Genomic DNA, 24440 nt, shown 5'->3' with positions numbered 1-24440 from the left:
GGTCTGTCCCCTCACTTGGATTTGCGGCGATAGAGAATGTCGAGGTACACGGCCAGAACGAGGACCGAGCCAACGACAATCTGTTGCATTGCGGCGTCAAAGCCGATGAGCACCATGCCCGTTTGCAGCGATTGCATCACGAGCGCACCGAGGATGGCACCGTAAATCGTGCCGACGCCTCCGGCGAGCGATGTGCCGCCAATCACTGCCGCGGCGATGACGTAGAGCTCATCCAGCGTGCCAAGCGCGTTGGTGGCCGAGCCCAGGCGCGCGGAGGCGACAACCGCAGAGAGCCCGGCCAATGCGCCCATCAGGGCAAATATCTTGACCGTCATCCAGCGGGTGTTGATGCCCGCCAGTTCCGCGGCCTCGGGGTTGCCGCCGATGGCGTATACATACCGTCCGAAGCGGGAGCGGGACATCAATATCGTCATGAAGATCGCAACCGCCACAAGGATCAGGACCGGGATCGCAAACCCGTGCGAGATGAACAGCCCTTCCGCGGGTATTTCTATCTCGTTGGCAGCAGCATACCTGCGCACGATGCCACGGGGCCACGGGTAGGCGTTGACCAGCATCACGGCACCGATCACGGCACCGCAGCCGACGACAGCGATAAAGCTTTCCGCCCAGACCGGGCGTTGCGTGATATGAAAGATACGCCGCTTGCGACGCCCCAGCACGACCAGCCCCAGGACAGCCGCACAGCCCAGAAGTCCGACAATCCAGCTTCCGGTAGACCCGATGGCTCCGTAGGGTCCGCCGCCCAGCAGGGCGAAAGTGGGATCAACGGGAGAGATCGTCTCGCCGCGCGCCACAAGGAAGGCGGCGCCGCGCCAGACCAGCAGCCCGCCCAGCGTCACGATGAAGGCCGGGATCTTGCCATAGGCGATCAGCGCCCCGTGAAAGGCGCCGATGAATGTGCCGCAGACAATGCCGACCAGAACCGCGATGATCCAGATCACGGGATGCCCGAGACCCAGATATTGCGGCAGGACATTGACCTGCACGACCCCCATGATAATTGCGCAGAAGCCCAGAACCGACCCGACGGAGAGGTCAATGTGCCGGGTAATGATGACGAGCACCATGCCCGTGGCCATGATCCCGATGGAGGCCGTCTGAACGGACAGGTTCCACAGGTTGCGCGGGGTCAGGAAGAATCCGCCGCCACGGAACATCTGGCCGTAAAAGTGAAACCCGATCCAGATCAGCGCCAGCGCGCCCAGCATGCCCAGCAGGCGGGTGTCCAGCTCCGTCTCGCGAAAGAAACGGGCCACAACGCCTTCTTTCGCCGGTGTTGAACTGGATGGTTGCGTTGTTTGGTCGGTCATGGTTCAGCGCCCCTTGCAGAAACAGCTTCTCCACGCTGCGCCCAGATGCGCAGGGACATGCCGTTTCGCTGTGTAGAAGTGGTAAGAGACCGGGCGCAGTCATTGTCCGCGCCCGGCAGGATCACTGCAGATCAGCAGCCGGCAACGCCGTCCATTGCACCTGCGCAGGCTTTTGCCTGATCAATGTGACCAGCGTCGATCGCCTTGCTCAGGTTGTCCTTGGTGATCGGTGTCGGATCAAGGAAGATCGCGTTCATTTCAACGCCCTTCTCACCACCGGACCATTTTACCGCACCGTCGATGTCGGCCAGCGCCGTGCCGTCCGCCAGCGCCAGCGCGATATTGGCCGCAGCCGCACCCAGTTCGCGAGAGTTCTTCCACACTGAAACCGTTTGTTCGCCGCGCGCAACACGGTTCAGAGCCGCGTGGTCGCCATCCTGGCCCCCCACCGGCACGCTGAGCCCCTGCGCCGCAAGTGCCGCAATTGCACCGCCGGCCATGCCATCGTTCTGCGACAATACCGCATCCACCTTGTTGTCGCTGGCGGTCAGGATCTGCTCCATGTTTTTCTGAGCATTATCCGGCTTCCAGCCATCGGTGAAGGCCTCGCCGACGATGTTGATCTTGCCCGACGCGACATCATCGCCGATCACTTCCATCATGCCTTCGAGCAGGAAACCGGCGTTCGGGTCACCCTTATCACCCTTGATGATGGCGAAGTTGCCCTCGGGCTGCTTTGCAACGATGGTTTCCGCAATGATCCGGCCAACACCCTTGTTGTCGAACGTCAGGTAGAAAGCGCGCGGGTCTTCGATCAGACGGTCATAGCCCACCACCGGAATACCTTCGGCGTCCGCTTTGTCGACGGCCGGACCCACGGCATCCTTGTCAACCGACAGGATGATCAGCGCATCCGCGCCCTGCGCGATCAGCGCTTCAACGTCGGTGAGCTGCTTTGCGGCTGACGCCTGCGCATCAGCGGACATGTAGGTTGCGCCCGCCGCGTTCAACGCCGCCTTGATGGCCGCTTCATCGGTCTTCCAGCGCTCTTCCTGAAAGTTGGACCAGCTTACGCCGACCTTCAGCGCGTGGCCGTCCGCGTATGCAGCTGTTGCAAGGGCGGCCGACATGGCGGCGCCCAGAAAAGTGATCTTCTTCATTGTATCCTCCCAATGGGACAGTTCTGTTGACTGTTGATGCCGGTTTCAGATCTGGCATGCGTAAAAGGATTGACTGTTTTAATTCAGCTGTCAAAATAAATTTATGCTCGAAGTGCAAAAATATCGGTCATCGACGGGGTTTCTTGATAAATTTCGCTCATTCCAGCCAATTTGCGTGCTTTTATTTTTGAGGGCTGAATAAATGAATGTCGAAATTACGCAGTCACAGGTCGCAGAAAGCCCCGATGGATGTGGGCCGATTCGCCCGGAATCCGAAGCGACGGGCACCAGCCTGAGATATCGCGTCTTCGAATGCGTGCGCTCCGCAGGACAGATTTCACGGATCGATCTGGCCAAGAAACTGAGGGTCAGCCCCGCCTCGATCACGGCGCTGGTCGGAGAGCTGCTGGACCTCGGCCTGCTGCAGGAAAGCAGCGACACGACCCGCAGCAGCACACGGGGCCGCCCGCCCGTCGCCCTCTCCGTGCAACCCGATGCCGGATACGTGGTGGGCATCAAACTGTCTCGGGCTCATCACACGGCCCTGTTGGTGGATGCGGCGGGGCAACCGCTGGCGCAGGCCAGCCTCGCCTGCACGCCGCGCAAACGAACCGCCGCCCAGATGTTGCAGGAAACCGGGCAGGTTCTGGACGCACTTCTCGACGACGCCAATCTGGCTCGTACCGACATCGCCTGTATCGGTCTGGGGATGCCGGGGATGATTGATCATGCCACCGGGCAAATGGTGTGGTCTCCCCTGCTTACCGACGTGGATCTGCCGCTCAGACGGCTGGCCGAGGATGCCTTTGGTGTGCCGGTCGCGGTGGATAATGACACCAACCTCGTTACGCTTGCAGAACTCTGGTTTGGCAAGGGCCGGGCCATGGCCGATTTTGCCGTTGTCACCATTGAACAGGGTGTCGGCATGGGGTTGGTGATCAATCATCGTCTCTACCGCGGCGCCGGCTCCCTGGGAATGGAACTGGGGCACACCAAGGTCCAGATGGATGGCGCCTTGTGCCAATGTGGGCAACGCGGTTGCCTGGAAGCCTATATCGCCGACTATGCACTTGTGCGCGAAGCCTCAACTGCGCTGGATTCCACAAATTATGACACCGCCGCGCCGGATGTCATGTTGCAACAGCTTTACGAGCAGGCGAAAGCCGGTAACGAGGCCGCACGGGTGATCTTTCGGCGGGCCGGACGGTTTCTCGCGCTCGGGCTGGCCAATGTCGTCAACCTGTTTGACCCGCCGCTGATCATCCTGTCGGGCGAGCGAATGCAATATGATTACCTATATGCGGACGATGTGCTGCGGGAAATGCACGCCTTGGCGCTCAACCGCGATGCTGCACCTCAGAAGATCGAAACCCACGCCTGGGGGGACCTGATGTGGGCCCACGGTGCCGCCGCGCTGGCCTTGTCGGAAATCGCCGATGCGATGGCGGAGCGGCGGTCATGAGAGCCCTTGCCTTCTGTCTGATCGCGCAAACGGCCAGTGCCGGTGTGCTGTTCGAAGACGTCTCCGCCAATCTGCCCGCCCATAGTTACACCGGCGGATGGGAACATTTCGTGGGCGGCGGGGTCGCCGTCTTTGATTGCAACGGTGACAGTCTGCCCGACATATTTGCTGCCGGGGGTGACAGCCCTGCAACCTTGATGATCAACAGGGGAGAGATGCAGTTTGACAGCGCCGTGCTTCCGAACATGACGTCGGCGACAGGGGCTTACCCTTTGGACGTGGACGGCGACGGGCATCTTGATGTCATGGTGCTTCGGGTTGGCGAGAACCAGCTTTTGCGCGGTGATGGCGCCTGCGGCTTCACCGCTGAGAATGATGCCCTGGGGTTTGACGGAGGCGAGGCGTGGTCCACCGCTTTCTCCGCCACATGGGAGCCCGCTGGCCCGGTGCTGGCCATCGGTAACTACGTGGACCGCGAAGACCCGGAAGGGCCGTTTGAAGCCTGTGACGACAACACCCTGCATCGCTGGACCGGTGCGGGATTCGCGGTCACACGCCTGTCACCGGGATATTGCGCCCTCTCCGTCCTGTTCGCCCGCGATGCGAGTGGACAGAAACGGCTGCGCATATCCAACGACCGCCATTACTACGTGCACGCCGGATCCGAGCAGTTGTACGATCTGGGCTTGGCGCGGTTTCTCGGGCCGGACGACGGGTGGGAGACCATCAGGCTCTGGGGCATGGGCATTGCCAGCCGCGACATCACCGGGGATGGCCGTGCGGAGGTTATGCTGACGTCGATGGGTGACCAGCTCATGCAGATTGCGGGCGAGGACGGGCACTACACGCGCGCACCCTACGGGCTGGGCACCTACGCGCAACGCCCGCATCTGGGGGATGACGGGCGCCCTTCGACGGGCTGGCACGCGGAATTTGCCGACGTCAATAATGACGCGCGCCCCGATCTTTTCATCGCCAAGGGCAACGTGGATCAAATGCCCGGCCTTGCCATGGAAGACCCCAACACGCTGTTGATCCAGCAGGCGGACGGCACCTTTACCGAACGCTCAGTGGAGGCGGGTGTCGCCACGCTTGACCGGTCGCGCGGGGCGGCGCTGGCTGATCTGGACGGCGATGGCCGGCTTGATCTGGTGGTGATGAACCGACGCGCGCCCATGGAGCTTTACCGCAATGTCACCGAAGGCACCGGCCACTGGCTGGCCGTCGATCTGCGGATGCCCGGCGCAAACACCCGCGCCATCGGCGCGCTGGTGGAACTTTCCGCAGGTGGCATCACGCAAACCCAGGAGGTCACGGTCGGCGGCGGTCATGCAGGTGGGCAAGCCGGTCCGCTACACTTTGGCCTGGCGGATGCAGACACCGCACAGCTGCGGATCACATGGCCTGACGGGGTGGTGACGGAACACAAGACGGATCAGACCGACCGGATCATCACGCTCACTCCCTAACGGTCGACGGGCAGCCCACTGGGCACCGCCTCCGGCACGCCCAGCCTTCCCTTGAGGGCAACGGGATCGCTCAGCGCGTCGAGGAAAGCGACAAGGGCCGCGATCTGCGGTTCCTTCAGCGAGATTGGCCTTGCCGTCACAGCCGCCCGCAGGGCCTGCTGTTCACGCGCGTCATTGATGTGTCGCCAATCGTCCGCACCCGCCAGAGGCGGCAAGAGGACCGAGTGCGGATCAAACCGATCCAGCGCGTCGGCGGGCGCCGCGTGATCGCGGATGAAAGCCGTCAGATCGTTGTGACTGCCGGTATGCCCATAAGGGCCGGTATGCACGACATTGCGCAGCGACGGTGTGCGGAACGCGTAGGCATCCGCTTCGCGCCCCGTCACGCGCATGCGGCCAACATCGCGCGCGTGGGTTTCAAATCTCGCCGCCTTGCCCGGCCCGAACTGCGGCACGCCCATTGCATGGAAATCGTGATCGGTCTGGAATTTCCCGGCGTGGCAACTGCTGCACTGCGCGGCGCCGTAAAACAGCTCCATACCCGCCTGCGCCTGCGCCGAAAGCACGGCCTCGCCGCGCAGGTAGCTGTCATAGGGGCTGGTGTCGGATCGCCACTCGAAGGCGACAAAGGCCGCGATCGCGTCGGATATATCGGTGAATGTCAAAGCTGTCGCGCCGGGAAACGCGGCCTCTATCAGGGGGGCATATCCCGGCGTGTCCGCAACCCGCGCGCTGAGCTTTGCCCAGGCGCCATCCGGTCCCGTGATCCGTCCCTGCCGCACCGCCTGGCTTACATCGTTCTCGCTGTAATGACCGGCCATTTCATCCGCACTCAGAACCGGGAACATGGTTTGCGCAGACAGCAGGCTGGCGAAGCCCTGGGTCATCTCCGCGCCCATGGGGGTGCGCAAACCACCTGGCTTTGACGGGTCAACCTCGATCCGCCCGTCGTGAAAAAGGCGGGTAAATTCATGCGCCCCGAGGTTGAAAAGCGCGGGTGCGTTCCGTGGTATCCGCTGCTCGGGCGTGTTGTCTCCGGTGGCATGGCGGTCGGGGCCGAGACCCACGCCGCCTTCCCCCAAGGCCAGCGCAACACCATCCGCGGTCGCAAACTTCGGGTGGTGACAGGTGGCGCAGGAAATATTCCGGTTTCCGGACAGGATGGGGTCGTAAAACAACATCTGCCCAAGACGCACCTGCGCCATATCCAAGGGCGCATAGTCAGCGTCCGTGACAGGGTCGGGACTGCCAGCCGCAACGCCGCCCGCAAGACCCAGAGCTAAAATCTGCCCGATTATCCGCATCAGTGTAACCCGCGTTATTTGCCCGTTCCCATCGAAGAGTTGCGCCGGAAGACGCTGCCGTCGCATCTGCCTGGCCCGAACCCGACAGGCGCGAAGCCGACCCGATGCAAATCAAACCCGCGACGGGCGGAATTTACAAGGGGCCCCATCTGCGGATCAGGTTTTCACATCCGGCTCAATCCGCCCGATCAGCGACTGCATGTCGGTGATCTCGATCACCGCGTCGCGCACCGGGGCCAACGCCATCTCCGGCGAGAGATCATGCGCCTGGCTGGAAGGTGCATATTGCTCCAGATACACACGCAACGTGGCCCCTTCCGTGCCGGTGCCCGACAACCGCAGCACCGCGCGCCCTTCACCGGCAAAGGAGATGCGCAGACCCTGGTTGTGACTGACCGATCCATCGACCGGATCGTGATATGAAAACTCATCCGCCGCGGTCACCTCAAGACCCGCGGGCGTTGCCCCCACGAGGCTGCCCAGTCTGTCACGAACGCCTTGCATCAGGGCATTCGCCGCCTCGGCCGGAACGGCCTCGTAATCGTGACGGGAGTAATAGTTGCGCCCGTAGGTCGCCCAGTGATCCGCCATGATCTCTGACACGGACTGGCCCCGTTCGGCCAATATGTTCAGCCATAACAGCACCGCCCACAGCCCGTCTTTCTCGCGCACGTGATCCGACCCCGTGCCGGCGCTTTCCTCGCCGCAAAGCGTCACTTTCCCGGCATCCAGCAGATTGCCAAAAAATTTCCAGCCCGTTGGGGTTTCGAAACTGGCAATGCCCAGCTTTTCCGCCACTTTATCGCTCGCGGCACTTGTGGGCATCGACCGCGCCACCCCGGCAAGCCCTGCCTTGTATCCGGGCGCAAGATGCGCATTGGCTGCCAGAACCGCAAGGCTGTCAGAGGGGGTCACATATGCCCCCCGCCCGACGATCATGTTGCGATCTCCGTCGCCATCCGAGGCAGCTCCGAAATCGGGCGCACTGTCTGACATCATTTCATCCATCAGGGTCTTGGCCCAGACCGGGTTCGGATCAGGATGGCCGCCGCCGAAATCTTCGCTCGGCGCAGCGTTGATCACGGTGCCTTCCGGAGCACCGAGGGTCCCTTCCAGAATTGCCTTGGCATAGGGTCCCGTGACCGCATGCATTGCGTCGAACCGCATGCGGAAACCGCTATCGAACAGCGCCCTGATCTTGGCGAAATCGAACAGACCTTCCATCAGGTCGCGATAGTCGGATACCGGGTCGACGATCTCCACCTGCATATCGCCGATGGCGCACATCCCGACCGTCCCCAGGTCGATATCGGGAGCATCCGTGATCCGGTACCCGGTGATGCTCTGCGTCTGCTCGAACATCAAATTCGTGATGTTTTCCGGTGCCGGGCCGCCGTTGCTCACATTGTACTTGATCCCGAAGTCGGCATCGATCCCGCCCGGGTTATGGCTGGCTGACAAGACAAAGCCGCCATGCGTGCCGCGTTTTCGAATGAGGTGCGATACGGCTGGAGTCGAGACAAGCCCGCCCTGTCCCACGATCACCTTGGCCGCACCATTCGCGGCGGCCATTTTCAACATGGTCTGGATCGCGTCGCGGTTGAAAAAGCGGCCGTCCCCGCCCATCACGAATGCCTTGCCCTGTGCCCCGCCAATCGCATTGAACGTCGCCTGCACAAAACATTCCAGATACCCGGGTTCCATGAACACGCGGGTTTTCTTCCGCAGCCCGGATGTGCCCGGTTTCTGCCCTTCGAACGGCCCTTTTGAAACGGTCTGAATGTTCATGCGACTTCCTTTCAACTCTTTGCTGGCGGGCGACCGCGTCCGGCCTTGGCCATCAGTTTCGCCGTCTTTCGTAAATTCGGGTGTGCGGAGGTTTCGTCGATGGATACCGGGCTGCGGCGTCGCCAGTTCGGGTGCGCATCAATCGTGCCGGGCAAGTTCTGGGCTTCCCGCACATCGAAGATATCATCCAGTTGCACAGCCATCAGTGCGGTAGGGCTCGCCGCCAGATCAGCATGGACCCGGTCGCGGAACACATCCGCACCGAGATGGTCTGTGTCCGCCGCGGCGACATTCATGAGGTCCGCCTTCTCGCATTGCCGCCGCCCGGTGATCTCTGTCTGTTCAGCGTCATTTATCCAGCCCAGTTTACGCCACCACGCAATGTCCCGGCCCTCCCAGAAGCCCCGGAGCGTGGGGGTATCGTGGGTCCCGAAACAGGCCAGAGACTTCGGGCGCAGGTCTTTTGCCTTGCGAAACCCGTGTTGCGGCGTCTGTTCATACTGCATCACGGTGTAGCCATAAATACCCTGCCCGGCCATGGTGTCACGAAACCCATCTGGCACCAGGCCCAGGTCTTCGCCAATCACGACGGTGCCCGCTTTCTGAGCCTCGATCGCGATGATGGCCATAAGCGCCTGTAAGGGCTGCCGAATGTACCCGCCCGGGCTGCCATCTTCAGGGATCCAGAAACTCCGGTTGAGGCCCAAAGCATGATCGATCCGCAGGATGCCGCAATGGCGCATGGCCTGCGCGAGGACATGTCTGAGAGGTGCGTATCGGTTTTGTGAGAGCATTCGGGGCGCATAGGCCGCGAGGTGCCAGTTCTGGCCGGCCGGGCTGAGATGATCGGGCGGGGCACCAAGCGAAACACCCCGGGCGATCGAGCCGGAGGCGGCCCATGCTTCGGCACCATCCAGCCGCGCGCCAACCGCCAGATCGAGATAAAGCCCAAGGGCCATGCCGCTGTCCCTGGCGCGTTCTTGCGCGCCCGACATCTGCCGCTGCGCGACCCACTGCAGCCACAGGTGAAAGGATTGAGCGTCGGCTGTCAGCGCGCCGCGCGCCGTGTCGGGGGCCGTCAGCGGCTGCGGCCATTTTCGCCAGTCGCCGCCATGGGTTTCACTGAGTCCTTCGAAAAGCGCGAAATCAGCAAGCGCCTGCCCCCCGGACCGGATGAACGCCGCCAGATCTTTTTGACTGTCCGGCGAGGCTGTTCGCTGAAACTGTCGGAAGGCATCGCGCAAGGCGGTGCGGTGGGTTTCAGGATGGCGCGCATAGTCAATAAGCTCACCGGGCGAAGGGCGGCCCGACGCCATATCGTGAACATCGGGAATGTGATCGAGCGCGATGTGAGATGTGTTGAGATACCCGCGGTGGCTGGGCGAGTATGGGCTGATCGTATCCACTGCTGCCCACCCCAGCGCGTGCACCGGGTTGATCCCCAGAAAATCAGCACCCTGTGCCCCTAATATCCCGGATAACTCCGCGAGGTCCTCGAAATCCCCGATACCGCCGTTTCGTTCTGATCTCAGACCGTAAAGCGCGGCCACAACGCCCCATGTCCGCTCACGACCGGCCACGTCAGACACGCAAGGGGCGCGGGCCGGGGCAGCGATGACCGTGACGCGCTGGCGCCTCGTCCCGGATGTCAGCGCCAGATCGTGCAGCCCGGCCGGTAACGCGGGCAGATCAAGTGTCGTTGTGCCGCGCCCCTGCGCCTCCGGTTCGCTGGCGCCTTCCAGAACAAGCTCCCAGGTAACGTCCGTGGCGCAGGTCAATTGCACGGGATGGCCCGCGCGCACGACGACATCCGGCGGCAGCGCTGCATCCGCCGCCTCGGACCGCAAGGCCGCGAGGGTATCGTTTACCTGCGCAGGCGTATCAGCCATCAGACCATTTGCCCGCAACAACGCACGCTGCGTGTCGGGGGTGATTGTGCATATCTCACCGTCAAGGGTCTTGAACTCGGGGAAAACCCCGGCGAGTGCCGCCAATTCGGCAAGGGCGGTATCCGCCACCATCAGCTTGCCGCCCCGATAACAAGCGCGACAATCGCCGGACCATCCACGGTGATATGATCTGCCATCACCGGCGTGCCGGCGGCCGCACCTTCGCTGGTGTCTACACCAATCCTCCAGTGGCGACCCTGCGGCGCATCGGGCAGGCGTACGCGCGCCGGTTCCTCGCCCCGGTTGAAAATGATAAAGACCGTGTCGTCGCTGTCCGACTGCACAGGGGCTTCGGCCGAACAACGCAGGGTGAGGCAGAGGCTCGACAGCCCGGGATCCCGCCAGTTCAGCGGATGACCGTCAAACCCGGTCCACTCGACATCCGGCAGACCGTCAGCCGGGCGCAAGCCGGAATGCAGAAACCGCGATTGCCTCAAGGCAGGGTGCTGCTTTCGAAAGGCTGACAGTGCCGCCACGAAGGCCGCCATGTCTGCATCAGCGTCACTCCAGTCAAGCCAGGCGATCTCATTGTCCTGACAATAGGCGTTGTTGTTGCCCTGTTGCGAATTGCCGATCTCGTCACCTGCCAGAAGCATCGGCGTGCCCTGAGACAGAAAGAGCGTGGCCAACATGTTGCGTTGGCGTCTCTTCCGGGCGGCGTTTATCTTGGCATCGTCCGAGGGCCCTTCCACGCCAAAGTTGTCGGAATGGTTTGCGTTATGCCCATCCTGGTTGTTTTCCTTGTTCGCCTCGTTGTGGCGCTTGGCATAACGGGTGATGTCGGCCAGCGTGAAACCATCATGTGCCGCCAGAAAATTGACGGAGGACCAGGCGCGTCGCCCGCCGCGATCAAATTCACCCGCCGAACCAAGCAGCCGTGCTCCGAGTTCCTGCGCGCTGTGCGCATCCCCCTTCCAGAAGCGCCGCACCGTATCACGGTATGCATCGTTCCATTCCGCAAACTCAGGCGTGAACTGACCAAGCCGGTAGCCGCCCGGACCGATATCCCACGGCTCGGCAATGAGCTTGATGCCAGCGAGGACCGGGTCCTGACGCAGCGCATCGAAAAAGCCGCCACGCGGGTCAAACCCGTGATCCTCGCGGCCAAGAGTTGTCGCCAGATCGAACCGGAACCCGTCGACACCCATGCTCTCCACCCAGAAGCGCAGGGAATCCATTACCATGCGCAGCACATAGGGGTTGGTGAGATTTACGGTGTTGCCGGTGCCGGTATCATTCACGTAGTAGCGCGCCTGACCGCTCAGCAACCGGTAGTAGGAGGCATTGTCGAGGCCCCGGTAGCACAGGGTGGGGCCCCGGTGATCGCCTTCTGCCGTGTGATTGTAGACGACATCAAGAATGACTTCGATGCCCGCCGCATGAAACCGCTGAACCATCTTGCGAAATCCCAGTATCGCTTCCGGGCCAAAGTACCGCAGTTCGGGGGCGAAAAATCCAATCGTGTTGTAGCCCCAGTAGTTTACGAGGTTTTTCTCAAGCAGGAACCCATCGTTCACAAAGGAATGAACCGGCAGCAGTTCCACCGCCGTGACCCCCAGGCGGTGAAGGTGCGCGATCACCGCGTCCGATGCCACCCCTTCGTAGGTTCCCCGCAGGGCTTCGCCCACGTCCGGATGCATCTGGGTCAGGCCTTTGACATGCGCCTCGTAGATCAGCGTATCTTCCCACTTGTGATCCAGTTGCTGCGTGATGCTGGCAAATAACGCCGGGTCGGAGACACGCGACTTTGGCACGTAGGCCGCGGAATCCCTGCTGTCGAAGGACATGTCGGCGTCAGCAGCTGCAGCATTGTACCCCAGCGTTGCGGGGTGGTTGGTCCAGCTGCCATGGATCTCTCGCGTATAGGGGTCCATCAGCAGCTTGTTCGCGTTAAAGCGGTGCCCGTGTTCCGGCGCATATGGTCCGTGGGCACGATAGCCATAAAGTGCCCCGGGCGACAGGCCCGCAAGATGGCCGTGCCAGATATCCCCTGTCCTTTCCGGCAAGGGCAGACGCGCAGTTTCACGGCGGCCATCGGGCGAAAACAGACACAGGTCAATGCCCGTGGCATGCGCTGAGAATACCGCGAAATTCACGCCGCCATCATCAACCTGAGCACCCAATTTCGCCGGGCTGCCAGCCGTCATTTCATAGGCCATGCGGCTCACTCCGCTGATGCCGGGGTATCCGCGAGGCTGGAATAGACATCCAGATAGGTCTGCGCGGACACATCCCACCCCACCGGGTGCCGCATGGCGCGGCGCATGATCCCGGACCAGACCGCGGGCTGGTCGTACAAGTCACAGGTCCGCAGGATCGCCTGCTCAAGCGCCGGTGTCGTTACCGGAGAAAACTGCACGCCGGTTGCGCATCTGGTGGTCAGGGCTGCCTCGTTTGCATCGATGACCGTGTCGGCCAGCCCGCCCGTGCGGGCGACCACCGGCACTGTTCCGTATCGCAGGCCATATAGCTGTGTCAGCCCACAGGGTTCGAAACGCGATGGGATCAGTATGGCATCGCACCCGCCCTGCATCAGGTGCGACAGCGATTCATCATACCCGATGATGACGCCCACCGCACCTGAATGCGCATGGGCTGCGGCTACAAACCCGGCCTCCAGCTCTTTGTCGCCGCTTCCCAGAACGGCTAGCGTTGCGCCGCGTGCGACAAGCGTCGGCAAGGCTTCGAGAAGCAGGTCAAGACCCTTTTGAGTGGTCAACCGGCTGATGACACAAAAGAGCGGGCCCTCGCTGGTTGCCTCCAGACCGAAACGCCGCATGACTTCGTCGCGGTTTTGAGCTTTGCGCTTCAGTGTCCGGGACGAATAGGTCGCCACGAGGCAGCCGTCGTCTTCCGGGTTCCAGATATCCAGATCAATCCCGTTCAGGATGCCGGATAAATCAGCGCCGCGCGCGCGCAACAGGCCCTCCAGCCCCATGCCGTATTCTGGCTGCATCAATTCCCGTGCATAGGTGGGGCTCACCGTTGTGATGCGGTCGGAAAAGGCAATCCCGGCCTTAAGAAAACCCAGCCGTCCAAAATACTCCATCCCGTCGGGCGTAAAAAGCGCCGTGGATAAGCCAAGCGACGTCATCAGGGATGGGTCAAACAGCCCTTGAAAGGCGATGTTGTGGATGGTCAGCACGCAGGGTGGTGTCGCCTGATCCATCTGCCGCAGGTACGCGGGAACAAGACCGGCCTGCCAGTCGTGCACATGCACCAGATCGGGGTGCCAGCCCTTCACGCCATGCGCGGCGATCTCTGCCGCGACAAAGGACAAGGCGCCAAAACGCTGGGCGTTGTCCGGCCAATCCTGACCGTCTGAACCCAGGTAAATGTTGCCGGGCCGATCAAAAAGATGTGGCGCATCCAGCAGCAAAAGGCTGATCCCTTCCGCATCACAGGCCACAAGACGCGCGGGCCCGCCCTGCAGATCATCGCTGCGCCAGACCTCTGACCCCTGTGCCGCCAGTGGTCCGAGTGCGGGATAGGCGGGCAGCATGACACGCGCCTCGACATCCAGGGCGGCCAAAGACTTCGGCACGGCACCGATTACATCAGCCAAACCGCCCGTTTTGATAAACGGGGCGCATTCAGAGGCAACAAAGAGAATTTTCACATCAGGGGTCCAGTTTGTCGATCATCGGTTGGGTGATGAGGCAAATGCCGTTCTGCGTGCGGCGGAACCGTCTGTCGTCTTCCTGCGGGTCCTCGCCGACAACAAGGCCCTGAGGAATAACGACGCCCCTGTCAATCACCACGTTGGTCAGCTGCGCATTTCTGTTAATCTCTACGTAGGGCAAAGCAACAACGCCGTTGAGCTGAGAAAACGAGTGGGTGCGCACACCGGTGAACAACAGGCACCGCTCGAGGCTGGAACCGGAGATGATGCATCCCCCCGACACCATGGACGACACCGCGTGGCCACGCCGACCCTCTTCATTGTGGATGAATTTCGCCGGGGCCGTGAGTTCGGAATACGTCCAGATCGGCCACTCATTATCATACAGGTCGAGCTCGGGCTTGAAATCCGTCAGGTCGATATTGGCCTGCCAAAACGCATCCACCGTTCCCACATCGCGCCAATAGGCCTTTTCTTCGATACCGGAGCGGACGCAGGACCGGCTGAACGGATGCGCGATCGCCTTGCCCTCACGAACGATTTTCGGGATCACATCACCTCCAAAGTCGTGTTTGTAATCCGCGCCTGCCGCGCATTCGTCAAGGACGCGGAAAAGATATTCCGTTTCAAAGACATAGATCCCCATACTCGCCAGCGCGTGATCGGGGTGGCCGGGCATGGCGGGGGGGTCAGCGGGCTTTTCAACAAAATCGAGAATGCGGTCTTCCGTGTCCACCTTCATGACGCCAAAGCCCGACGCCTCCATCCGGGGCACTTCGATGCATCCCACCGTCACATCCGCGCCGCTTTCCACATGGTGGCGGATCATCTGCGCATAGTCCTGCTTGTAGATGTGATCGCCGGCAAGGATCACGATGTACTTGGGACCATATCCCTGGATGATATCCTTGTTCTGCGCGACGGCGTCGGCGGTTCCCTTGTACCAGTTCTCGTTGTCGAGCTGCTGCGAGGCGGGCAGGATATCCAGCGACTCGTTGCGTTCCGCGCGAAAGAAACTCCACCCACGCTGCAAGTGGCGTATCAGGGAGTGGGCTTTGTACTGCGTCGCCACGCCGATGCGGCGGATGCCCGAGTTCACCGCGTTGGAGAGAGGAAAGTCGATGATCCGGCTTTTTCCGCCAAAATACATCGCCGGTTTCGCGCGCCGGTCTGTCAGATCGTAAAGCCTGCTGCCCCGCCCCCCGGCCAAAACGAACGCCATGGTCTGCTGCGCCAGCCGCTGCGTTTCTCTGTCCATTGATCTTCCTCCCTAATTTTTTTATCTCCGGCTGCAGTGTCAGTCGCACTCCAGCTCAAAAAAGAGTGTTGTTAACGGCGGCAAGGTGATCTTGATCGACTGCGCCCTCCCCGACGCGGCAACCTGATCACTGTCGACACCACCCATGTTTCCCCGGCCATCACCTCCGTAAAATTCCGAGTTCGTATTCAAACGCTCAACCCAGCGTCCGTGTTCCGGAACGCCGATGCGGCGCTCGGATCGTTCCACTGGCGTGAAATTACACACCACAAGCATTGGTGAGGCCCCGTCACCACCCCGGCGCACCCATGCCAGCACGCTTTCGTCACCGTTGTTCTCTTCGATCCATTCGAAACCTTCGGGCTTCGCGTCCTGCTCATAAAGGGCAGGATGATCGCGGTAGAGGGTGTTGAGATCACGCACCAGCCGCTGCACGCCGCTGTGTTCGTCAATGTCCAGCAGATGCCAGTCCAGACTGCTGTCATGGTTCCATTCAGCGCCCTGTGCGAATTCACAGCCCATGAACAGAAGCTTCTTGCCGGGATGGCCCCACATAAAGCCGTAATATGCGCGCAGGTTCGCGAATTTATCGGCCCCCTGCCCGGGCATCTTATCGATCATCGAGCCCTTGCCGTGAACCACCTCGTCATGGCTGAGCGGCAGGATGAAGTTCTCGGAGAACGCGTAGTGCAGCCCGAAGGTCATTTTGGAATGGTGGTATTTCCGGTGCACGGGGTCTTCGGCCATGTAGCTCAGTGTGTCGTTCATCCACCCCATGTTCCACTTGAACCCGAATCCGAGCCCGCCCGCATCCGTGGGCGCACTTACGTCCGGAAAGGCGGTGGATTCCTCGGCGATCGTCATGATGCCGTCCACCTCCCCGTAGGTGGTGGTGTTCATGTTCTGCAAAAACGCAATTGCCTCGAGGTTTTCCCGCCCGCCATCCTTGTTGGGAACCCATTCGCCGTCCTTGCGGCTGTAATCGCGGTAGAGCATCGAGGCCACGGCATCCACTCGAAGACCATCCACGTGATGCTCCTGCAACCAGTAAAGCGCGTTCGCAATCAGGTAGTTAGACACTTCCGCGCGCCCATAGTTGAACACCATCGTGTTCCAGTCGGGATGGAAGCCTTCCTTGGGATCGGCATGCTCGTAGAGGGCCGTGCCGTCGAATTTCGCCAACCCATGCGCGTCTTCCGGAAAATGTCCCGGCACCCAGTCGAGGATCACGCCGATATCGGCCTTATGCGCGGCCTCGATAAAGGCGCGAAACTCCGCAGGGGTGCCATGCCGGATCGTTGGCGCAAAGAGGCCAACGGGCTGGTACCCCCAGGATCCGTCAAACGGAAACTCGGAAATCGGCATCAGCTCGATATGGGTGAACCCCATGTCCTTGGCGTAGGACACCAGTTGCTCAGCGTGTTCCAGATAACTCAGCGGGCGGTTGCCGTCTTCCGGCACCCGGCGCCACGACCCCAAATGCACCTCGTAGATCGACATCGGCTGGTCAAAGCGCTGCAGCGCCGCGCGCTTGGTCATCCAGGCATTGTCAGTCCATTCGTGTCCGGACAAGTTGCGCACGACCGAGCCGGTGCGTGGCGGATGCTCCGAGCCGAATCCCACCGGATCGGCCTTTTGCGGCAGCAGGTGGCGATGACTGTCCAAGACCTCGAACTTATAGACGTCACCCTCGCCCACCGCCGGTACAAACGTCTCCCACACACCGGTGTGACCGCGGCGGCGCAACAGGTGGCGGCGCCCGTCCCACGTGTTGAAATCCCCCACGATGGAAACCCGCGCCGCATTGGGCGCCCAGACCGCAAAATGCGTGCCCTCGACACCCTCATGTTTCAGGACATGCGCGCCCAGCACATGCCAAAGCTGGCGATGCGTGCCTTCGCCGATCAGGTATTCGTCCCATTCGCCCATGACCGGGCCAAACCGATATGGATCATCCGCGCTCCATTGATGCCCGTCGCGCGTCACACTCAGGTGATAGGCAAATCGCTTTCTGCGCCGCCCGGCGACGCCCTCAAAAAGACCGGCCGCCCCTGGCACTGGTGCAAGCCTGACAATCGTGCGCCCGGTTTTCGGATCAATCGCGTCAATGCTCTGCGCGCCGGGGACAAAGGCCCGCACCACAAGTTTGCCATCCGCCTCGTGCAGGCCAAGCACCGAGAACGGGTCGCCATGGCAGCCTGCAACGATATCCTGAGCGTCTTGTAATGCGAGTGCCACGCGGGCCTCCTTTCTAGGCCACGTCCTGACGTGACCCTCTTGCCGAGATCAGGCTGGGCGTCTTCCAGATGTCGCGCGCATAGCCGCTGATCGTGCGATCCGACGAGAACCAGCCGACGCGCGCCGTGTTCAGCGCCGCCATGCGGGTCCAAGCCTGCTTGTCCGCGAATGCCTTGTCCACATCGCGCTGCGTGCCGAAATAACTGTCGAAATCGCAGGTCACGAGGAAATAGTCGTGGTTGATCAGGCCCTGTACCAGCCCGGAATAACGCGTCTTGTCATCGCTTGAGAACACGCCGCCTTCGATCTGTTGCAGCACACGTGCCAGGCGGGGGCTGGCCTCCACCGCGCGGCGGGCGTATTCCGGCACTGCACGGCGCGCCGTGACCTCGGCCGCCGTCAGACCGAAGAGAAAGAAATTCTCCGCGCCCACACAATCGCGGATTTCGACGTTTGCTCCATCCAGCGTGCCAATCGTCGGCGCGCCGTTCAATGCGAATTTCATGTTGCCAGTGCCGGAAGCTTCCTTGCCCGCGGTTGAAATCTGCTCGGACAAATCGGTCGCCGGGATCAGGATTTCAGCCATCGAGACATTGTAGTTCTCGGGGTAGACAATCTGCAGGTACTCTCGCGTAGCCGGGTCTGCGTTGATGACTTTTGCCGCATCGTTGATCAGGTGAATGATCTGCTTGGCCACAACGTATCCCGGTGCCGCCTTGCCGCCGAATATCTTGACGCGCGGCGTCCATCCCGCGTTCGGGTTTTCGCGGATTTCATTCCAGAGCGCCACGGTTTCCAGCAGGTTCATCAGCTGCCGCTTGTATTCGTGGATGCGCTTGATCTGCACATCGAACATGGCGTCCGGGTTCAGGGACACGCCATCACGGGCCTGCAACCAGTTCGACAGGCGCGTCTTGTTCGCGTCCTTGGCGGCCTGGAACTTGTCCAGAAACGCCGGGTCCTTGGCATGTACGCTCAACCCGTCCAGCTGCTGCAAATCGTCCGGCCAAGTCGTGCCGATTGTCTCGTTGATCAACTCGCGCAGCGGCGGGTTGCACGAATAGAGCCAGCGCCGCGGTGTAATGCCGTTGGTTTGATTGATGATGCGGCCGGGGTAGTCACTGTGCAGATCGGCAAACACCGTCTCCTTCACCAACTCGGAATGCAGGGCGGAGACACCGTTGACGTGATGCGCCATGATGAAGGCGAGCTCCCCCATCTTCACTTCGCCATGCTCAAGTATGCGGATGTCACTGCCCGTGGCGGCGATATGAGCCGCTTCGATCAGCTGAATGATCCGGTGATGACGCGGCAACACCCTGATGAACAGGTCTTCGGGCCACCGCTCCAGCGCTTCGGGCAGCAGCGTGTGATTGGTATAGGCCAGGCAACTCCGCGCAGTGGTAATTGCCTGCGACACTTCGAACCCGTGCTCGTCGATCAACAGACGCACCAGTTCCGGCCCGGCAATCGCGGGGTGGGTGTCATTCAACTGGATGGCAACGAAGTCAGGCAACGCACGCAGATCGCCGCCCTCGCTGAGAAAGCGGCGCAGCAGATCCTGAATCGAAGCGGAGGTAAAGAAGTATTCCTGCTTGAGACGCAGCTCCTTGCCAGTGTCGGTCGTATCATCGGGATAGAGCACCCGGCTGATCGTCCGGGCCAATGCCTCGGGCGCGCTTGCGGCCATGTAATCGCCGCGGTTGAAGCTGTCGAGATCGAAGGCTGTCGTCGATTTGGCCGCCCACAGGCGCAGCGTGTTGGCCCATTGCGCCTGCCAGCCGACAACCGGCGTATCGTAAGCGGAGGCCACGACCGTTTCGCCCGCACGCCAGACGGCCTTGCCTTCATGCTCTTCGACATGCCCGCCGAAGTTGATCGGGTAGCTGACTTCGGGGCGCTCGAACTCCCACGCATGACGCTGCGCGAGCCACGTTTCGGCCGTTTCCATCTGAGCGCCATCTTCGAAATGCTGCTCGAACAACCCGTGCTCGTACCGAATACCGTAGCCATAGGCCGGAATGCCCAGCGTAGAGAGCGAGTCCATGAAACAGGCGGCCAGACGTCCCAGACCGCCATTGCCCAAGGCGGCGTCGGGTTCATTTGCCACGACGGCGGCGTAGTCCTGCCCGAGAGCCGAAAGCGCCTCTTCGGCAACGGCATCCAAGCCGAGGTTGACCGCGACATCCTCGATCAGACGCCCGATCAGGAATTCCATCGACAGGTAATAAACCCGTTTGCCCCGCGCCTCATACGTCCGGCGCGTGCTTGCAAACCAGGGATCGACCACGTGATCCCGCAGCGCCAGCGACAGCGACATCCGCCAGTCGTAGACCGAGGCATGGCTTTCGTCCTTGCCCAGCGAATGCTTGAGGTGGCGCAGGATTTCTGCACTGAATTCTTGCGGAGAAACATAAGGGATACTCATTGCGGACATCAGATCTCTTTACAGGTTAACGACGAGGCAGGCTCGTCTGGAAGGTCGTTTCAGGGCAATCATACCGCCACCGGGGCAATATCTGCACCGGATCATGACAGTTCATGCGCCCAGGGAGGATTAGCACCGGCGCGCCCGACAGTCACGGCTGCAACACTCGCCCCGAAGGATAAAGCCTCGCTCATGTCTGCGGCTCCGATACGGCGCACGCCGGATGCGTTCAAGAGACCCCTTTCGGACAGTTTCGCCAACACGCCCGCATTGAACGTATCACCTGCGCCGACAGTATCAACAATTGCCACGCGGTGTGCCGGAACGTCAGTCTGGGTGCCATCCGATAAAAAGGCCATCGCGCCCTCCCCGCCGCGGGTAACGATCACCACGTGCGGTCCCTTCGCGCAAAGCGCCCGTGCCCGGCCCGCAAGGTCCTGATCACCGGGCACGATCCAGTCGAGATCCTCGTCGGACACCTTGACGATATTGGCGACGGCAATCATCCGCTCCAGCCTCTCCCGGTAGCGTGTCTCATCCTGCACGAAGGCGGCGCGGATGTTCGGGTCCAGCATGATCAGGCGATCATCCGCCTCGCGCAGGGCCAATGCGGCGTAAAACTCGGCACAGGGTTCGCTGATCAGGCTGATCCCACCGAAGAAAAGCGCAGACACGTCGTCGGGCACATCGGGTAACTGGTTCGGCGTGAGGCTGCGGCCCGCGGTGTTTTCATCATAAAACGTGTATGTCGCCTGCCCGTTGTTCAGCTGTACGAACGCCAGTGTGCTTGGCAGGTTCGAATACACGGCGAGGCTGCAATCGACTTTGCTGTCGCTCAGCGATTGTGTCAGTTGCGTGCCGAACAGGTCGGTTGACAACCCGGTGACGAATCCGGTCGCGGCACCCAGACGGCCCAAGGCAATGGACGTGTTGAAAACGGCCCCCCCTGAGTGCGGCACAAAACAGTTCTGACCTTGGTCGGAGACCGCCGGGATCATGTCGATCAACGCTTCTCCACAACACAGTATCATCTTGGGACTCCCGATTGCTGCAGGCCTTCTAACCCAGGGTACACATCTGCGTTACCGCTAACAGTCCATCATAGTCAATCTCTATGTCCTGTTGCGGCAGCGGGCCTAGTGGCCACCGTGTGACTGCGCAGCTTCAACGGTACAGAATGTGTCGTCATTGAGATACTGGCGCAACGTGTCCTCTGCACCATTGGTCTGGAGCGAGTTCAGGCATACGGCAAACAGGCTGGCGAAGCCGGGATGCTTGCCCACATCGCCGTATATCTCGGATTGCTCCAACCAGACCTGCGGGGTCGATTGCGCCGCCACGGCCGTCGCATGCAGGCTGTCCCAGTTGGGATCGTTGGGTGGGATATCTTCACCCAGGTCCGTGCGCCCGGCGCAGTATCGGCACCAGAGCGCGGCACTCAGTGCCAGACCGACCGGTACATGGCCCTGCGCCAGATTATCGCGGATGGAGGGAATCGTGAATTTCGGCTGCCGGTTGGAACCGTCAAGACAGAGCCGGGAAATCTGGTCCGCAACCCCCTGGTTCTCAATGCGCGTACAGATCAGATCGAGGTACTCGTGAGGCGTGTATCCCGGAACCGCAGGGACCAGATGCAACACGTCGTCCGTCAGCACTTTGCGCAGAAAGGCCCGGATGACGGTCTGCAAAAGCGCGTCATGGGCGAACTCAACACCCATCAGAGCCGCCGGGTAGGCAAGGATCGCGTGCCCGCCGTTCAGAATGCGGATCTTCATCTTTTCAAAGTCATGGATATCCTTTGTGAAGGTTACGCCAACCGCTTCCAGTTCGGGCCGACCGTTCACGAAATCATCTTCCAGCACCCATTGACGGAAGGGTTCACAAAAGACGGGAAAGTTATCTTCGATCCCGAAATGCTGACCCAGCAGGGCGCGCTCGCGGTCACCCGTCGCGGGTGTGATCCTGTCGACCATCGCATTGGGAAAACTGACATTATCAGAGATCCATGCCGCAAGATCCGGGTCGATTGCCTGCGCGATCCCCAGAACCGCTTCGCGCGCGGCATCACCATTGCCGGGCAGGTTGTCGCAGGACATCACGGTAAAAGGCGCCATCCCGGTTGATTTACGCGCCGCCAGCGCCGACACGATCGCGCCGAACACGGTATGCGCAGACCCCGGCGCGGCGATATCCGCGGCGATCAGGGGGTGCGCAAGATCGAACCGACCGGTCGCACTGTCCACGAAATAGCCGCCCTCCGTGACCGTGAGGGATACGATGCGCGTGTCCGGATGCCCCATCTGTGCAAGCAAGGGCGCATTCGTGGCAGGGTCGATTTCCACAAAATCGACCATGCACCCGACGACGCTGGCAGCAAGCTCGGTACCGTCCACTTCGACCACCGAATAGAGCCAGTCCTGCCCGGACAACTCCACACGCATGCGTGCGTCGGGCGCCCGCACCCCGGCCCCGCAAATCCCCCAGGAAGGGTCACCACCCGCGTTGTGCAGGTCTTCAAGGTAAATCGCCTGATGCGCGCGATGAAAGTTCCCCACCCCCACATGCAGGATACCCGGTCGCAAGACGGATCGGTCATACCGTGGCACCGCGATCCGCGGTTGCAGTGATGTCAGCGCGGCGTCTTTCAGCTTGATCATGTCAGCTCATCCAATTCCCGCCATCCACGTTGTAGGTTTGCGCCACGACATATGCCGCATCCTTCGAGGCCAGAAACACCGCCATCCCGGTCAGATCTTCTGCGGTGCCCATACGTCCAAAGGGGACCTCTGAGGCCACCTGTCGCTTCTTCTCGCCCGGTTGCAGGTTTTCGTAGATCGCGAATTTCGCATCCACTTCATCCCAATGGGCACCGTCCACGACACCGGGGGCAATCGCGTTCACGTTGATGCCGTGCTTTACGAGGTTGAGCCCGGCCGATTGTGTCAGGCTGATCACCGCCGCTTTGCTGGCGCAATATACGGCCACCAGCGGCTCGCCGCGCCGCCCTGCCTGGCTGGCCATGTTGATGATCTTGCCACCGGCACCCTGAGCGATCATCTGCGCCGCCACCGCCTGTAACATGAAAAGACATCCCGAGACGTTGATCGCAAAGACGCGGTCAAAGCTGTCGCGGGTAATATCCACGATGGGCGCCATGTCGAACACGGCGGCATTGTTGATCAGTATGTCGATCCGTCCCAGTTGCCTGACCACGTCCTGCACACAGGCGTCAATGGATGACTGCTTGGTCACGTCGAGATGCACCGCGATTGCCTGCGCGCCGAGGCTGTCTGCCGTCTTCTGCGCCGCCGCAAGGTCGATGTCGGCAACCGCAACCATCGCTCCTTCTGCCACATAGGCCCGGGCGAATGCCGCGCCGATGCCCCTTCCCGCGCCGGTGATCAGAGCAACCTTATCGGCCAGCTTGCTCAAATCGTCAGGCCCTGCGGGTCAAATCTGTGGATACGTTCTTCTTGCGGCGACATGAAGATTTTCTCGCCGTATTTCACCTTGAGATCACCGCTGGCACGCACGTTGATCATGCCGCCATCAGCCAGCTTCACGTGCAGGAAGGTGTCAGACCCAAGGTGTTCGGACACGCCGACAACCCCTTCCCACTCGCCACTTTCCGATGAGACATCAATGTGTTCGGGTCGGATCCCGATGCTGTCCGCGTTTCTTTTTTGCGCGGACGGGCCCGTGACGAAGTTCATTTTCGGGCTGCCGATGAACCCCGCGACGAACTTGTTCACCGGGCTCTCATACAGCTCCAGCGGGCTGCCCACCTGCTCGATGTAGCCGTCATGCAGCACCACGATCTTATCGGCCATCGTCATCGCCTCGACCTGATCGTGGGTCACGTAGATCATCGTTGTCGCCAGCGTCTTGTGCAGGTCGCAGATCTCCAGCCGCATGTTGACGCGCAGGGCCGCGTCGAGGTTCGACAGCGGCTCGTCGAACAGAAATGCCGACGGCTCCCGCACAATCGCACGGCCGATCGCGACCCGCTGGCGCTGCCCGCCGGACAACTGTCCGGGACGGCGGTCCAGATAGTCGGTGAGGTTCAGGACCTTGGCAGCGGCATTAATGCGCTTGTCCGCTTCGGCCTGATCCATTCCCGCCATTTTCAGGGGGAAATTGATATTCTTGCGCACCGACATATGCGGGTAAAGCGCATAAGACTGAAACACCATCGCGAGACCGCGCTTGGCAGGTGAGGCGTTCGTAGCATCGGCCCCATCAATGCTGATTGCACCGGACGTGAGGTCTTCCAACCCCGCGATCAACCGCAGCAGCGTGGATTTCCCGCAGCCCGAGGGGCCGACAAAGACCACGAATTCACCGTCGTTGATCTCCAGATCCAGCGGCGGAATGACTTCCACGTCACCGAAGCTTTTCGAGACTTTGCTGAGTGTAATGCTTCCCATG

The 24440-nt window shown here is 61.2% G+C and carries 16 protein-coding genes; 2 read left to right on the top strand and 14 right to left on the bottom strand.

What is annotated here, in order from left to right; genetic code table 11:
* Nucleotides 1-11 precede the first annotated feature (11 nt).
* Together KX928_RS20300 and KX928_RS20295 are read right to left on the bottom strand one after the other, a co-directional pair.
* Nucleotides 12-1334 carry a sugar ABC transporter permease gene (locus KX928_RS20300; RefSeq protein WP_219506321.1) on the bottom strand — a complete coding sequence of 441 codons (1323 nt, stop codon included), beginning with the start codon at nucleotides 1332-1334 and terminating at the stop codon, nucleotides 12-14.
* A gap of 131 nt (nucleotides 1335-1465) precedes the next feature.
* The gene (locus tag KX928_RS20295) at nucleotides 1466-2494 is read right to left on the bottom strand and encodes a substrate-binding domain-containing protein (RefSeq protein WP_219506320.1); all 1029 of its coding nucleotides are present in this window, start codon (nucleotides 2492-2494) and stop codon (nucleotides 1466-1468) included.
* 202 nt (nucleotides 2495-2696) lie between these two features.
* Between KX928_RS20295 and KX928_RS20290 the strand changes: the two genes are divergently transcribed.
* On the top strand, nucleotides 2697-3956 hold the full coding sequence (locus tag KX928_RS20290; RefSeq protein WP_219506319.1) for an ROK family transcriptional regulator: 1260 nt from the start codon (nucleotides 2697-2699) through the stop codon (nucleotides 3954-3956).
* Nucleotides 3953-5425 carry a CRTAC1 family protein gene (locus KX928_RS20285; protein WP_219506317.1) on the top strand — a complete coding sequence of 491 codons (1473 nt, stop codon included), beginning with the start codon at nucleotides 3953-3955 and terminating at the stop codon, nucleotides 5423-5425. The genes KX928_RS20290 and KX928_RS20285 overlap by 4 nt, the downstream gene beginning before the upstream one ends.
* Here KX928_RS20285 and KX928_RS20280 read toward each other — a convergent pair.
* The 12 genes from KX928_RS20280 to KX928_RS20225 all read right to left on the bottom strand — a co-directional run bounded on the left by KX928_RS20280 (nucleotide 5422) and on the right by KX928_RS20225 (nucleotide 24439).
* Nucleotides 5422-6729, bottom strand: a complete 1308-nt coding sequence (locus tag KX928_RS20280; protein WP_219506315.1) for a cytochrome-c peroxidase — start codon at nucleotides 6727-6729, stop codon at nucleotides 5422-5424. The two genes, KX928_RS20285 and KX928_RS20280, sit on opposite strands and share 4 nt — an antisense overlap.
* A gap of 156 nt (nucleotides 6730-6885) precedes the next feature.
* Nucleotides 6886-8517: an alpha-D-glucose phosphate-specific phosphoglucomutase gene (locus KX928_RS20275; RefSeq protein WP_219506314.1), complete on the bottom strand. Its 1632-nt coding sequence runs from the start codon at nucleotides 8515-8517 to the stop codon at nucleotides 6886-6888.
* An 11-nt stretch (nucleotides 8518-8528) separates the two neighbouring features.
* Nucleotides 8529-10538: a 4-alpha-glucanotransferase gene (gene malQ, locus KX928_RS20270; protein WP_219506313.1), complete on the bottom strand. Its 2010-nt coding sequence runs from the start codon at nucleotides 10536-10538 to the stop codon at nucleotides 8529-8531.
* Entirely contained in the window at nucleotides 10538-12625 is a 2088-nt protein-coding gene (gene glgX, locus KX928_RS20265; protein WP_219506312.1) for a glycogen debranching protein GlgX, read from the bottom strand. The genes malQ and glgX overlap by 1 nt, the downstream gene beginning before the upstream one ends.
* Nucleotides 12626-12630: 5 nt before the next feature.
* Nucleotides 12631-14085, bottom strand: a complete 1455-nt coding sequence (glgA, locus tag KX928_RS20260; RefSeq protein ID WP_219506311.1) for a glycogen synthase GlgA — start codon at nucleotides 14083-14085, stop codon at nucleotides 12631-12633.
* A gap of 1 nt (nucleotide 14086) precedes the next feature.
* On the bottom strand, nucleotides 14087-15346 hold the full coding sequence (glgC, locus tag KX928_RS20255; protein WP_219506310.1) for a glucose-1-phosphate adenylyltransferase: 1260 nt from the start codon (nucleotides 15344-15346) through the stop codon (nucleotides 14087-14089).
* A 39-nt stretch (nucleotides 15347-15385) separates the two neighbouring features.
* Nucleotides 15386-17584, bottom strand: coding sequence for a 1,4-alpha-glucan branching protein GlgB (gene glgB / locus KX928_RS20250; RefSeq protein ID WP_219506309.1), 2199 nt, complete (start codon nucleotides 17582-17584; stop codon nucleotides 15386-15388).
* A gap of 13 nt (nucleotides 17585-17597) precedes the next feature.
* Nucleotides 17598-20021 carry a glycogen/starch/alpha-glucan phosphorylase gene (locus tag KX928_RS20245; protein WP_257883979.1) on the bottom strand — a complete coding sequence of 808 codons (2424 nt, stop codon included), beginning with the start codon at nucleotides 20019-20021 and terminating at the stop codon, nucleotides 17598-17600.
* 92 nt (nucleotides 20022-20113) lie between these two features.
* The gene (locus tag KX928_RS20240) at nucleotides 20114-21043 is read right to left on the bottom strand and encodes a carbohydrate kinase family protein (RefSeq protein ID WP_219506308.1); all 930 of its coding nucleotides are present in this window, start codon (nucleotides 21041-21043) and stop codon (nucleotides 20114-20116) included.
* Between the two features lie 105 nt (nucleotides 21044-21148).
* The gene (locus KX928_RS20235; protein WP_219506306.1) at nucleotides 21149-22669 is read right to left on the bottom strand and encodes a mannitol dehydrogenase family protein; all 1521 of its coding nucleotides are present in this window, start codon (nucleotides 22667-22669) and stop codon (nucleotides 21149-21151) included.
* Nucleotide 22670: 1 nt separating this feature from the next.
* Nucleotides 22671-23444: an L-iditol 2-dehydrogenase gene (locus KX928_RS20230; protein WP_219506304.1), complete on the bottom strand. Its 774-nt coding sequence runs from the start codon at nucleotides 23442-23444 to the stop codon at nucleotides 22671-22673.
* Nucleotides 23441-24439 (bottom strand): ABC transporter ATP-binding protein, encoded by a 999-nt coding sequence (locus tag KX928_RS20225; RefSeq protein ID WP_219506301.1) that lies wholly within the window; start codon nucleotides 24437-24439, stop codon nucleotides 23441-23443. The genes KX928_RS20230 and KX928_RS20225 overlap by 4 nt, the downstream gene beginning before the upstream one ends.
* Nucleotide 24440: the final 1 nt, after the last annotated feature.

Source organism: Roseobacter insulae, assembly GCF_019375555.1.
GTDB classification, from domain to species: Bacteria; Pseudomonadota; Alphaproteobacteria; order Rhodobacterales; family Rhodobacteraceae; genus Roseobacter; species Roseobacter insulae.
The sequence above is the reverse complement of the archived record's forward strand: the minus strand, read 5'-3'. Positions and strand labels throughout refer to the sequence as shown.

Bases quoted from the DNA above. Each gene is read 5' to 3' on its own strand.
- KX928_RS20235 (WP_219506306.1), bottom strand. From the start codon at position 22,669: ATGATCAAGCTGAAAGACGCCGCGCTGACATCACTGCAACCGCGGATC.
- KX928_RS20245 (WP_257883979.1), bottom strand. From the start codon at position 20,021: ATGTCCGCAATGAGTATCCCTTATGTTTCTCCGCAAGAATTCAGTGCA.
- KX928_RS20280 (WP_219506315.1), bottom strand. From the start codon at position 6,729: ATGCGGATAATCGGGCAGATTTTAGCTCTGGGTCTTGCGGGCGGCGTT.
- KX928_RS20275 (WP_219506314.1), bottom strand. From the start codon at position 8,517: ATGAACATTCAGACCGTTTCAAAAGGGCCGTTCGAAGGGCAGAAACCG.
- glgX (WP_219506312.1), bottom strand. From the start codon at position 12,625: ATGGCCTATGAAATGACGGCTGGCAGCCCGGCGAAATTGGGTGCTCAG.
- KX928_RS20225 (WP_219506301.1), bottom strand. From the start codon at position 24,439: ATGGGAAGCATTACACTCAGCAAAGTCTCGAAAAGCTTCGGTGACGTG.
- malQ (WP_219506313.1), bottom strand. From the start codon at position 10,538: ATGGTGGCGGATACCGCCCTTGCCGAATTGGCGGCACTCGCCGGGGTT.
- KX928_RS20295 (WP_219506320.1), bottom strand. From the start codon at position 2,494: ATGAAGAAGATCACTTTTCTGGGCGCCGCCATGTCGGCCGCCCTTGCA.
- KX928_RS20240 (WP_219506308.1), bottom strand. From the start codon at position 21,043: ATGATACTGTGTTGTGGAGAAGCGTTGATCGACATGATCCCGGCGGTC.
- glgC (WP_219506310.1), bottom strand. From the start codon at position 15,346: ATGGACAGAGAAACGCAGCGGCTGGCGCAGCAGACCATGGCGTTCGTT.
- KX928_RS20285 (WP_219506317.1), top strand. From the start codon at position 3,953: ATGAGAGCCCTTGCCTTCTGTCTGATCGCGCAAACGGCCAGTGCCGGT.
- KX928_RS20300 (WP_219506321.1), bottom strand. From the start codon at position 1,334: ATGACCGACCAAACAACGCAACCATCCAGTTCAACACCGGCGAAAGAA.
- KX928_RS20290 (WP_219506319.1), top strand. From the start codon at position 2,697: ATGAATGTCGAAATTACGCAGTCACAGGTCGCAGAAAGCCCCGATGGA.